The 11,677-nt window shown below is 60.9% G+C and carries 10 protein-coding genes and 1 tRNA gene; 9 read left to right on the forward strand and 2 right to left on the reverse strand.

Translation table 11 applies throughout. The annotated features are described in order from the left end of the window. Positions 1–13 precede the first annotated feature (13 nt). From MRB47_RS14860 to MRB47_RS14880, 5 genes are all read left to right on the forward strand, one after another. The gene (locus MRB47_RS14860; protein ID WP_252101078.1) at positions 14–1,846 is read left to right on the forward strand and encodes a M14 family zinc carboxypeptidase; all 1,833 of its coding nucleotides are present in this window, start codon (positions 14–16) and stop codon (positions 1,844–1,846) included. Positions 1,847–2,056: 210 nt separating this feature from the next. After that, positions 2,057–2,133 (forward strand) — tRNA-Arg (locus MRB47_RS14865). Between the two features lie 850 nt (positions 2,134–2,983). Continuing rightward, positions 2,984–3,403 (forward strand): hypothetical protein, encoded by a 420-nt coding sequence (locus MRB47_RS14870; RefSeq protein WP_252101079.1) that lies wholly within the window; start codon positions 2,984–2,986, stop codon positions 3,401–3,403. Positions 3,404–3,444: 41 nt separating this feature from the next. Further along, positions 3,445–5,352 (forward strand): hypothetical protein, encoded by a 1,908-nt coding sequence (locus tag MRB47_RS14875; RefSeq protein WP_252100595.1) that lies wholly within the window; start codon positions 3,445–3,447, stop codon positions 5,350–5,352. A gap of 568 nt (positions 5,353–5,920) precedes the next feature. Beyond that, positions 5,921–6,835, forward strand: coding sequence for a hypothetical protein (locus tag MRB47_RS14880; RefSeq protein WP_252101080.1), 915 nt, complete (start codon positions 5,921–5,923; stop codon positions 6,833–6,835). Positions 6,836–7,488: 653 nt separating this feature from the next. On the opposite strand, the gene MRB47_RS14885 is transcribed toward MRB47_RS14880, so the two are convergent. Then, positions 7,489–7,680 (reverse strand): hypothetical protein, encoded by a 192-nt coding sequence (locus MRB47_RS14885; RefSeq protein ID WP_252101081.1) that lies wholly within the window; start codon positions 7,678–7,680, stop codon positions 7,489–7,491. Between the two features lie 193 nt (positions 7,681–7,873). On the opposite strand from MRB47_RS14885, the gene MRB47_RS14890 reads away from it, so the two are divergent. Continuing rightward, on the forward strand, positions 7,874–8,092 hold the full coding sequence (locus tag MRB47_RS14890; protein WP_252101082.1) for a hypothetical protein: 219 nt from the start codon (positions 7,874–7,876) through the stop codon (positions 8,090–8,092). 9 nt (positions 8,093–8,101) lie between these two features. After that, the gene (locus tag MRB47_RS14895; protein WP_252101083.1) at positions 8,102–8,608 is read left to right on the forward strand and encodes a hypothetical protein; all 507 of its coding nucleotides are present in this window, start codon (positions 8,102–8,104) and stop codon (positions 8,606–8,608) included. Here MRB47_RS14895 and MRB47_RS14900 read toward each other — a convergent pair. Beyond that, a complete protein-coding gene (locus MRB47_RS14900) occupies positions 8,595–9,614 on the reverse strand; it encodes an IS30 family transposase (protein WP_252100635.1) in 1,020 nt (339 codons plus the stop codon). The genes MRB47_RS14895 and MRB47_RS14900 overlap by 14 nt on opposite strands. Before the next feature lie 66 nt (positions 9,615–9,680). Here MRB47_RS14900 and MRB47_RS14905 point away from each other — a divergent pair, with 66 nt between their 5' ends. Beyond that, complete coding sequence (locus MRB47_RS14905; protein ID WP_252101084.1) at positions 9,681–10,919, forward strand: type IV secretion system DNA-binding domain-containing protein; 1,239 nt, start codon at positions 9,681–9,683, stop codon at positions 10,917–10,919. 266 nt (positions 10,920–11,185) lie between these two features. Next, positions 11,186–11,677 (forward strand): hypothetical protein, encoded by a 492-nt coding sequence (locus tag MRB47_RS14910; RefSeq protein WP_252101085.1) that lies wholly within the window; start codon positions 11,186–11,188, stop codon positions 11,675–11,677.

Genomic DNA, 11,677 nt, shown 5'->3' on the forward strand with positions numbered 1-11,677 from the left:
CGCCACGCCCACCATGACGCCGAAGAATCTGCTCTCCCACACTTACGCGCTGCCAATCGCCGCAATGGCTGCACGGCACCGCGCTACCGCGCTGCTGGGCGCATTCCTGCTGTCCGCCTGCTCCAGCACGCCCCTGCCTCCGTGGCCCGCGCAGTCCTCCCCCCCCACGCCCACTGGTCCGCAAACGTCCCGCGCCGTACCGCCGCCGCTGGGAACAGTGCAGCGTGGCGAAGTCGTGCCCAGCCCCAGCCCCAGTCCGGTCACGGTAACGCCCGTCGCCCCGGCCACCGAGCCGGCCTCCACCGCGCTCCCCTACAGCGCGGCTGTCGCGGCACGCTTTCCCGCGCCTTCCGTGCGGTACGAAACGCCGGGGCTCGCCGAGGGGCGCCAGGCTTTCACCACCAACGCTGAACTCACCCAATGGCTGCGTAATCTGGCCACGGCGCAGCGCGGCACGACCCGTGTGCAAATGCTGGACCTGGGGGTATCGCAGCGCGGCACACCCTTGCACGGCCTGGTGCTGACCCGCGCGGCTGGCACCAACGTGGCCGCGCTGGACGCCAGCCGCCGCCCCACGGTGCTGCTGCTTGGGCAGCAACATGGCGACGAGCCCGCCGGCAGCGAGGCATTGCTCGTACTGGCGCGCGAACTGGCACAAGGGCTGCTGGAGCCCATGCTGGAGCGCATCAACGTGATCGTCGTTCCCCGCGCGAATCCCGACGGAGCCGAGGCCGGAACACGAGCCACGTCCAACGGCATCGACATGAACCGGGACCACCTGCTTTTGCAAACTCCGGAGGCCCAGGCACTCGCCAAACTGGTGCGCAACTATCGCCCGATCGCCATTTTCGATGCGCATGAATACACCGTCACCGGACGGTTCCTCGAGAAATTCCATGCCATCCAACGCTACGACGTGCTGCTGCAGCACGCAACGACGGCCAACCTGCCGGAATTCATGACCAAGGCAGCTCTGGAATGGTTCCACCACCCCATGATCAGGGCCCTGGAAGCGGAAGGCCTGAGCCAGGAGTGGTACTACACCACCTCGACCCGCGCCGAAGACCTTCGCCTGTCCATGGGAGGGACGCAACCCGATACCGGCCGCAACGTGAATGGTCTGAAGAACGCCGTCAGCATGCTCGTGGAAACGCGCGGCGTGGGCATTGGCCGCACCCACATCCAGCGGCGCGTGCACTCGCAGGTGACGGCCCTCACCAGTGCACTGCGCAGCACCGTGGACCGCGCCGCCGACTTGGAGCAGGTGCGCTCCTATGAAGCGCGGGACATTGCCTCCCAGGCATGCCGCGGCGAGATCGTGGTGGAAGCCACGCAAACCCCCGGCCAGCGCGACCTGGTCATGCTGGACCCACAGACCGGCGCAGACCGGACCCTGCGCGTGGATTGGAATTCCTCGCTGCAACTCAAGCCGGTCAAAAAACGCCACCGCCCCTGCGGCTATTGGTTGGCAAGCGGCGCAACGGATGCAGTGGAGCGCCTGAAGCTGCTGGGCATCCAGGTGATGCACGTCGCCGAGGCGGGCTCCGTACTGGCGGACATCTATGAGGAAACCAGCCGGGAGAGCTCCGAGCGAGAGGACGTGCGCGGAGCCATCCCTGGCGCCCGCCCGATCATCCGCGCCACCGTGACCCCCATGCGCAGCGCCATCGACGTGCCGGGAGGCAGCTATTACGTGTCTCTCAACCAGCCCTTGGCCAATCTGGCCGTGGCAGCGCTGGAGCCCGATACGCAAAACAGCTATTTCGCCAACCATGTCATCGGCCAGCTCGGCGATGTCGCACGGGTCATGGCACCTCCATCGCTGGTGTTTGAGGAGATGGACTGAAGAGCACGCCAGACTGCGGCCACTCTTTAAATGATAGCTGCTTGCGCTTGCTGGATAAGCGCTAAAGGCATATTTGGCATCATACACAGCACCCGCATGCCGTCTTCTATTTCATGGGCTGCGGAGGCTGGTGCGGGAGCGCTCCGGGCGCCTGTATGATCCTGCACTCCGAGCGCGCACATCACCGCTCGCACCGCATACCTGCATCAGCTGCCCGTAGCTCAACCGGATAGAGCAATTGCCTTCTAAGCAATAGGTCGGGGGTTCGAGTCCCTCCGGGCAGGCCAAAATTAATTAAGCATAATCAATGGCTTACGCGCTTTTTTCGTTGCTTTGGCTTGCTTTGAATTGCACTCGTTTGCTTTCGCTTGTCACCCGTCGGGGTGACAAATGGGTGACAAGCCAGGCGACAAGCGCCGTAGATATGGGGTGACAGACGTTTTGCGTTTGTCACCCCATTTTCTTTGCACTCGCTTGCCTGCTTTCACGGACTGTTTTACAATTCGTAGCACTGCGGGAGGTTGCGAACGCAGTTCCAGTGCTCAAGCGCTGGCGGGCGGGGAAGAAAGACGGTCTGATAACTGCTCGTGAACCTCAACCATGACAAGTTGCCTGGACGGCGTGCCGCACAGCGGCGGGCAACAAGACTGAGAGCGTGACGAGCTAAGTTCTCAGCTTCGCAGCACATTTGCAGACTAAGGCTCTTCTCGCGTGACTTAATCGTCACGCGCAGGAGCTTGTCGTGTCTGCACAGCAAACCCCGCACGTCACTGCCGGTGACGTTGCAGCGATCCCCCCATCCTTTGGTTACAACTACTTGAGCATTTTGCTCGGGAAGTCTGTTGCAAGCCTTCAATCTGACCGCTGCCGGCGCCCCTGGGCGCTGCCCCCGGCCGGCAGCATCCCCGGTTCTAAATCGCCGGTTTGGCTACTCTCCGACGTGCTCGCCTGGCTAGCGGCACACCGCGAACCGGCAGTGCAGCGCCCATCCGCTCCCGATCCGGTTGAACCCGAGCCGCCCCGCCGTGGCCGCCCCACCAAGCGCGAGCAGATCGAGCGCCAGCGCGCAGCAGCAGCGCGGCAAGGGGGTGCCGCATGAACCCGCGCCGCATCCGCAAAACGGCAGAGGGGTGCAGCATGAGCGCCGACCTCAACGCCCGCGCCCTGGCCGCGCTGCCACCCACGCTGCAGGTGATGGTCAAGGCCCACCCCTACCCGGGCGAACGAGAGGATCTTGGTCAAGGCTGCTGGCGCCGCCTGCTTGAAGCGGGACCTGAAGCAGACCTGCGTAAAGTTTTTGCCAGCGCCCGGGCGGAGGCGCGACGCTACGCGCTGCGCGGGTGGGCGCACGACGGCGCGCAAGACGAGGCAGACGAGCAGGCGTTGCAGCTACAGGCAAAGGAGGGCACCCGGGCACAGCAGCGCGACGCCGTTGCAGCCGTTGCCGGAAGCCTACGCGTGGGCCTACGCCAGGCACGGCGCATTGTGGCCGCCCAAAAAGAAAAAGCCGCCGAGCAGGCTAGCCGTTCTGTTAAAGTGTTGCTAAGAAAGCTGTAATGGCTCAAAATTCCGCCCTAGTCAACGACTAGGGCGTTTCTTTGTCCAAGGAAAAATCTCATCCAACTTCAGTAAAGCCGACTAAGTGGCCGCCTAGATTTCCGCCGGCCGCGGCGGGTATTCAAGTCAATCACTGCAAGAACCCCAAGTGCGGTAACTTCGGCGTACCGCCCAAGCTTGCGGTTGCCCGAGGCGGGGCCGGTACTCCAGCTTCTTCCGTTGGCCCAGGCGACTACACCGTGGTCGCTACCGGTAAGGACCAGCCGGCACTGAAGTGCCGCCTGTGCGAGGAAATCACCCCTATGCAGAGCAACTTGGCGATTGCCGAGGAGCTTATGCGCATGTCGGAGTACCTTGAACCAGTACTCCCGCAGTGTCCGAACGAGGCCTGCTCTCTATCGGAGGGGGCGCCATCCCTTGAGAATGTGACTCGCTTCGGCACCAACGCCCACGGAACTCCCCGGTTCAAGTGTGTCGGCTGCAAGAAGGCGTTCTCCTTCGGCGGCCGGTCAACCAAGCGCCAACGTCGCAGTCACTCCAATCGCGATATCTTGGTGCATCTGATGAACGCCATGCCGCTGCGGCGCATCATCAAGGTCCTCGATATCTCCCCCAGCCAGCTATACGACCGCATCGACTTCCTCTATGAGCAGGCCCAGATGTTCGCCGGCGAGCGTGAGCGAACCCTCATGGGACGCGACGACCTAGGCTCAAGATATCTGTCGGTTGACCGGCAAAAGCTGGTGGTGAACTGGCACTCTAAGAAGGTGCGAAAGAACACACTTTTGCTGTCCATTGCAACGGCCGACCAGGCTACGGGCTATGTGTTCGGGGTCAACGTCAACTTTGACCCTGCGCTGGACTCTGCTGACGTAGAGAAGGACATGGTTCGCTTTGGCGACCATGCACTTGCCAGAGCGTTTCGCCGCTACGCGAGAGTCTGGCTACCGGCTGATTGGAATGCTGCGGCTGAGAGGGCGGCGCCTCGCGGAGGTACCTCCCGAAAGCCTATGGAATCGGTCATCGAAGAGACGTACGACGCAGCCTTAGGTCGCCCCGATATAGAAGATGGTGAAGGCCCCGCGAACTCATCCCGTGCCCCCGTAAAGGGCATGCTGCTGCATGAGCAAGTGGTGATGTACGCCCACATCCAGCTTGTCACTCGACTGCTCTGCCGTGCCAAGAAGATTCGCTTCTTCACAGACCAGGAGTCGGGCATACGTGCGGCCATTCTGACGGCCGTGCCGAAAAGGGTTCTGGACCGGACGGCTGACGCTTTCTATGTCAAGGTGCTCAAAGATATGTCAGTGGACATGAAGCGCGCGCTGGTTGGTGCAACCAAGCGGCGTCTGGCGCGCTTAGCGGAGAAATACGGGGTAACCCCTGAGGCTGCAGAACTTCTGGCTGCCGAGGAAGAACTGGCGCGCATGGTTGCCATCGGCAAGTGGGGGGACCGCTGGTTCCGCCATCCCATATCGGAGATGCGTGAGCCTGAGAAATCCGTTTGCTGGCTGACCGATATCGACCCGGTCGAAACCGAACCGGACAAGCGTCGGCTCCAGCTTAGCCACCAGGCGCTACTGCACCTGAAAGCCACCCTTACCGCTGTCGACCGCTTCTTTATGCAGGTCCGGCGAGGCCTCACGCTGGCAGAACGCGCGGTGGCCAGCGCCAACACCGACCGACGTCTCTGGTTCGGGAAGAGCGCCTACAACCCCGAAGTCCTGGTGAAGGTGCTCGGCATCTTCCGGACGTACTTCAACTACTGCGAGGTTGGCCGGGACGGGAAAACGCCGGCAATGCGGCTGGGGCTGGCGCGCGGACCCATAGCGCCCGAAGACATCATCTATTTCACTCCCGAACCGCCCGAAAGACGCCGCGCGCCTGCCGCTCGGTCGCTCAAGCCCTCCGGCCCCGTGGCTCACGCAAGCGAGTCACTTGCCGCGTAGGACCCGTAGTTCGAGGTGAGCTTGGTCCGCAGTCAGGGAGCTCACTCGCACTTGGTAGACAGAGAGGGGGGCTCCCGATTCAGGCCCCGAGGACTCTTCCCATTCGGCTACACCCCCTTCACCCTCGCCGCTCACCGAGGAAAGGTACGGGCTCCGCCCTGTGCAGGCCAGCACTACTGCCGGGGCTAGGGTCATCCGCGGCAGAATACCGGTTGGTTTGACCCAATTTGTTACTTCAGCGCCTCTGATAAGGACACGACAAGGCTGGCTGCCATTGTCTCGCCAAGCCTCAACGCTCAGAGAGACAGTCCGATTGCCGTATGCCACGGGAGTGCTGCCCCTGAAGTCCGGAGCGGGCTCGTCGTTGCAGGCAGTGAGGAAGCTGGCGGCACACACGAGCGCGACGCCTAGGGAAAGGGGCTTGAAATTCAGCATGTCCCTTATAGCGACCAAAGAAACGAAGCCCCTCGTGCCGAAGCAGAGGGGCTTGAATCAAGGGCTTAGCAACACCTTAACGGAACGGCTAGGCCGAGCAGGGCGACTTTTTCGGGTTTGCAGGGGGTGCGATATGAGCAAGATTATCAGAGCGCCCCGGCCACAAAAAAATTGGACGGAAATTGCAAACTCCGTCCTGCGCGACAGCCGGTTGAGCTATCGCGCACGAGGTATTTTAGCGCGCTTGCTCAGTAACGCCGACGGCTTTGCAATGAACGCCGATGATCTCGCACGCGAGAGCGCGCGTGAAGGCCGAGATGCTGTCCGAGCAGGCCTGGCGGAGCTTGCAAGCCGCGGCTACCTGCAGCGTGAAAAGCGGCAAGACGAGCGGGGCCGCTGGCTGACCGAGCTTTACATCTTCGACACGCCGCAGCCTTTCGCCACCGACGTCGGGTTTTCAGGCGTCGGCTCACCGACGCCTGAAAACCCGGCCGTCGGTGATCCGGGCGTCGGAAAACCAGGCGCTACCAGAAAAACTAGAGAGAAAAATCAGGAAGAAACACCACCACCCCCGCGCGCACACGCACACACGCAGGGGGACCAGCAGACCGGCAGCCTGCCGGCTGATGGTGGTGGTGGCGATGAAAATTTTCTTTGCGAAGCGGCCCGCAAAGCCAAGTTGCCCCCGGCGACTAGCCGCAGAGTTGACCAACTCGCCGAAGGCGCCACGCCCGAACAGCAAGCCTTGCTGGCGCTGCTGCTGGAGCAACTGCCCGCCCTGGCGGCTGAGGGGAAGGTCAAAGCCCCAGCAGGCTACGCCCTGCGCTTGGCCAAGCGCGCCGCTGCTGGCGAACTCACGCCGCCCGCCAGTGCCGCACCTGCACCGGCGCCGGTGCAGGTGTACCAGCCCGAGCCCCGAGGGCTGACGACCCCAGAGGGCCTAGCGGCCGGCAAAGCGTCAATCGCAGCCCTGCAAGCCAAGATCCACGGCAGCCGCCACCACGGGCCGGGGGCGGCTACGCCGCGAGTTGACCAAGGCGCGCAGTAAGCCGGGCCGGGGCGCATGCGTAGGGCCACGCGACAGACGCTGCGCCACTGCAAGCCCTGCGGCATAGCTCAGGGTTCGATCCAGCGGGACGCCCTAAGTCTGCTGCAGGCGCGCTGGTGACGTTCTGCCCTATGGCACCGGGCACGCCGCGCGACTGGACGGGAACAGGCCCGCAGGGGCGGGCCTACGGGAGCAGATGAGCAAGAAGACCAGCAACAGGGCATTACGGCATCCATACGGGCTTTTCTGGTGCCGCCCCGCATGCGCACCCCGCAAAGGCCCGCCAGCGCCCGATTTAGGGCCTTCCCGTGGGGTTCGCAGAATGGGGCAAAGCCCCATGTCACCGCCACGCCGCGCGACGTGCCCCACAGCATAGGGCGCAGCGTGCCCAGCGCGCCCCCATTGCCCATGCCAGCGCTGCCCGGGCAGGCCCTGCCGCTTCACGGCCTATGTGCTCGGGCCAATCTCGCCGCGTGGCCGGGAGCCCGCGCCCCTACCCGGCTTACTGCGCGCCCTGATAAACCAGCTTCCGAACCCGCTTCGGATATGCGTTTCTGAGTCCGAAATAGATTTCCGAAACCTTTATCCGATTCGGATTGATTCATAACGTATCGTATCAATACGATATGAAATACCGCCGACCCAAGGCATTTTCAGAGGGAAAGCCACGCCCAGTCGGCGGCGCGGCGATACGAAACACACCAATCGAATTTTCCTAAGTCCACTTCCGAAGCATCTTTCAGAAATCCGTTTTCAATTCGGAAATGCACTTCGGAAATAGCAAACCAAAATCCAAAGCCGAAAGCGCCATCGGAAGCGGCAATCGGAAAAACCCGAAGGGCCATTGAAGCCCCTTCGATGTCCCTTCAATGCCCCATCAGTCACCAGGCCGGCACACCCACGCCCAGCACCAGGCCGGCGCGCATGTCCGCGAACTGCGGAAGTAGACAAGCCCGCCGCCCTGGCGGGCGATCAAGAAAGGGGTGATTGATGGCAAGGCAAGAGATACACGAGACGTTTTGGCTTTTGAAGTGGGCCTTGATCCTGGCCGCACTGGGCGCAGTGCTGGCCGTAGCAGTGTTTATTCAATGGCATCTCCAATGGCGCATTGCAAGCCCAGGCTACTACCTTAATTTTTTCCGCGAGTTATTCACCAATCCCAAATACCACGGCGGCTTGATTCAAATGGGCCTGGCCGCAATCGTCGGGGCGCTAATAGCTGGCTTGCCCCCGGTTGTTTTTCTTCTCAAAAAGTAAGGTTCTGACATGATCAATATTTTTCTATTTGCAATCACCGGGATCATTGCTTTTGCCGGTTACTGGATTCTGCGTGGCCGTGATGGCAAAGTCTTTCCTCTCGTGCGTCAATGGTTGATGGCCTGCACTATCGTTGCAGCCGGCAGCGCGATAAAGGGCGACGCTTATAGCTTGCCGCAACTGCTGCTGGCAGGCGCCATCGCGCAATTCTTGATCTTCTATCTAATCTTGAATGTCCTGGCCAAAGTCGGCATTCATTTCAACTTTGGCGGTAGCGATGCCGACGCGAGCGGCGCCGGAGGCGACCACATCCGGGGCGCCAAACTCGTTAACGGCAAACAACTGCAAAAGATCCTCAAGAACGAAACCGGCGATCTGACCATCGGGGAGCAAAGAATCCCCGAACGGCTTGAAGCCTTGCATTTTCTGATTGCAGGCGCAACCGGCGTTGGCAAAAGTGTCGGCGGTCTCAAATCTGAAGTGCAACACCGCTGGTTGATATTCAATGAATGGTAGCGGAGCTTTTCTCGGCGATAGCCGCCATGAATCGCTGAAAAGCCTGGTAGGGAGAATCCCAGCCGAGAGTCTGACGAGGACGGTTGTTCATCAGATCGGCCATGGAGTCCAGCGCATCCTGGTCATGCATGCTCAGGTCTGTGCCCTTGGGCATGAACTGGCGCAGCAGCCCATTCGTGTTCTCACAACTGCCTTTTTGCCAAGGGCTGTGCGGATCACAAAAGTACACCCGCATGCCAAGGGCTTGGGCGAGTTCCTTGTGCCGGGCCATCTCCTTGCCCTGGTCGTAGGTGAGCGTCTGGCGCATCGGCTGTGCGATCTGGCGCAGCTTGTTGGTGAACGCGGCCAGCGCACTGTCTGCGGATGCGTCAGGCATCTTGCACAGCAGCACCAAGCGCGTTGAGCGCTCTACCAGCACACCCACCGCCGATTGGTTGCCAGCACCCTTGATCAGATCCCCCTCCCAATGCCCCGGGATCACGCGATCATTGACCTCGGGTGGGCGAACATGGATAGAGACCATGTCTGGAATCTGACCACGCCGATCAGAGCCTGCTGAACGCGGGCGGCGTGTACTCTTGCCTTGGCGCAGCAGTGCGATGAGCTGGCGGCGCAACTCACCGCGTGGGTATGCATAGATGGCGGTGTAGATGCTCTCGTGCGAGGCATGCATGGTTGGGTCCTGGGGATACATGCGCTGGAGTGTGCGTGCAATCTGCTGGGGCGACCACAGCCAGCACAGCATGGTGGTCACAAGAGTCCACAACGCCCCGCAGCTGTGCAGCTTGGGGTATGGCTTGGCCTGAATGCGCCGCAGCTGGCACAGACGCTGCGCAGGCGCGCTGGCGTAACCGCCGTGGCAGGCGTTGCGCCGCAACTCACGGCTGATGGTGCTGGGGCTGCGGCCTTGAAGGCGGGCTATGGCCCTGATGCTCCAGCCCTGCTGGCGCAGCGATGCCAGCGTCACTCTGTCTTCTGGCTGCAAGTGCTCGTATCTCGTTCCCATTTGCGTACATTACCCTTGGTGAGGGTGTTGCACTTCAGATTTGAGACCGCCGCCGCAATCTCTGAAATGTTGGACAGCATCGCCCAGCGCGGCGACCGCGTTTTTCTGGCCGACGCTGGAGGCAACTACCTGAAGGCATATTTCAACGCAGATCGCGGCGACCTGATTCTGAATCCTCTTGATGCCCGCGCCGTGGGCTGGTCACCTTTGGCCGAAATAGAAGGCGTTTGGGACGCCGACCAAATCGCAAAATCCATTATCCCGGATGGCGAGGGTAGTAGCACCGAATGGAACCAATACGCGCAAGTAATAACCTCCGCAATCCTGAAACACTGCTGGCAAAACAAACTGACGAATACCGATATTTTCAGAATCGCCATCATTGCCGATGTCACCGAGCTGCGCGAGATTTTCGCCGGCACGCCAGCGCAACCGCTGGTGGCAGAAGGCAACGAAAGAATGTTTGGCAACGTGCGCGGAATCATCGGCACGAAAATTAGCCCGTTCCAGTACCTCGACCCAGCAGCCGGCGCAAATAACGGCTTTTCGCTGAAAAGCGTTATCCAAGATGATAATGCGCAGAACTGGCTATTCTTCAATTTCCGCGACGATCAGCTTTCGACCCTGGCGCCGATCATTGCCGCGATGACCGACATTATCAGCAAGTCGATTTTGTCGATGGAGGCAGACGCAAACCGAAAATTCTGGCTGATCCTTGATGAATTCGCCAGCCTGGGACGCATTAGCTCCATTCTCGATTTTCTGACAAAGGCCCGCAAAAACGGTGGCCGTGCAGTTATTGGCGTACAAACGGTTTCCCAACTGAAAAGCGCCTACGGCATGGCCGACGCCTCTACCCTGCTGGCCAACTGCTCCAGTCAGGTCGTTTTCCGAGTCCCAGACCCGGAAACCGCAGACATTATGAGCCGAATGCTCGGCGATCAACAAATCAGCCGCATTATTCAATCTGGCGGTGAATCGTCGCAATCCATGCAAGTGGGCGGCAGCAAATCCGAAAACTGGAGCCAGCAAATCACGACCGAGCGCGTTATTCTGCCATCGCAGCTGCAGAATATGGAAACGCTGAATGCAATTCTCAACCTGGCCGGCGATATTCCCGCAGCACCGATCCTGCTGGAGCCCCGCGACCGCGCCAAGGTGGCCGAAACCTTCCAGAAGGCCAAACGCGAGGCAATCAAGATTGCGGCACCAGCCAAAGCCGCCGAGACTCAAGAACCTACGGAAACACAAAGCACCGTCAGCGAATCCGATTTGCCTGGCATCGAATCCAACGACGTGATCTAGGCAGCCGCTTTCACCCCTTTGCCCAGCCTTTGCCGCTGGGCTTTTTTTCGTCGATTCCAAGCAGCCCGAGGACACAACAGAAGCTCAGTATCAAGGTATGCACACTACCCACCGAGGGTGAGTGTGCCGCAACCGCTGCGCCCAATGTGGGAGCGGGTTTGCGCGTCATACAGCGGTTCTACAGCCGTATCACAAATCATGTCCGCGAACTGCAGAAGTGTAGTAGCGGCGCGGGGTTGCGCCGTATTACACGAAGGGACGCCCGAATGAGTAAAAAACACGTTATCACGTTTCGCCTCGATGGCGACGAAATGACCGAAATCGAGCGCATTTGCAAGACCCTGCGCCTATCAAAAACCGATTACCTGCGCGCCGTCTCCCTGGGCGGATCAAAGCCCATCGGCCCACCCCCTGCCGTGCCTGCGGCGGCAATGGACGATTCACGCCTGGCGTCGCTGGAGGCTGGGCAGAGGGATATTCAAATGGCCCTCAACGATTCAGCCGCAGCGTTTGCCGCGCTGATGACGAACTTAAATGAGTTCCTGCGCATACCGAGTTTCCGGGAATACCGCGCCCGCGACGTAGCGGGGGATTCAATCAAGCGCGACGGGGAAGCGGAAGACGCCTATTTGCTGCGCCTGGCGCACAGGTATTTCATTCAATACCAGGTTTGGCCGAACGCCGAGGACAAGGCCACATTTGGCCCCGCACCAGGCGCAGACCTGGCCAAATTCCCCAAGACCAAGCCGACAGCCTAA

It is taken from the genome of Diaphorobacter sp. LI3, from assembly GCF_022807955.1.
In the GTDB taxonomy this organism is placed as follows: domain Bacteria; phylum Pseudomonadota; class Gammaproteobacteria; order Burkholderiales; family Burkholderiaceae_C; genus Diaphorobacter; species Diaphorobacter nitroreducens.

Excerpts from the sequence above, each read along its gene's own strand:
- MRB47_RS14860 (WP_252101078.1), top strand. The coding sequence starts at position 14 with ATGACGCCGAAGAATCTGCTCTCCCACACTTACGCGCTGCCAATCGCC.
- MRB47_RS14870 (WP_252101079.1), top strand. The coding sequence starts at position 2,984 with ATGAGCGCCGACCTCAACGCCCGCGCCCTGGCCGCGCTGCCACCCACG.
- MRB47_RS14880 (WP_252101080.1), top strand. The coding sequence starts at position 5,921 with ATGAGCAAGATTATCAGAGCGCCCCGGCCACAAAAAAATTGGACGGAA.
- MRB47_RS14885 (WP_252101081.1), bottom strand. The coding sequence starts at position 7,680 with ATGGCCCTTCGGGTTTTTCCGATTGCCGCTTCCGATGGCGCTTTCGGC.
- MRB47_RS14895 (WP_252101083.1), top strand. The coding sequence starts at position 8,102 with ATGATCAATATTTTTCTATTTGCAATCACCGGGATCATTGCTTTTGCC.
- MRB47_RS14900 (WP_252100635.1), bottom strand. The coding sequence starts at position 9,614 with ATGGGAACGAGATACGAGCACTTGCAGCCAGAAGACAGAGTGACGCTG.
- MRB47_RS14905 (WP_252101084.1), top strand. The coding sequence starts at position 9,681 with ATGTTGGACAGCATCGCCCAGCGCGGCGACCGCGTTTTTCTGGCCGAC.
- MRB47_RS14910 (WP_252101085.1), top strand. The coding sequence starts at position 11,186 with ATGAGTAAAAAACACGTTATCACGTTTCGCCTCGATGGCGACGAAATG.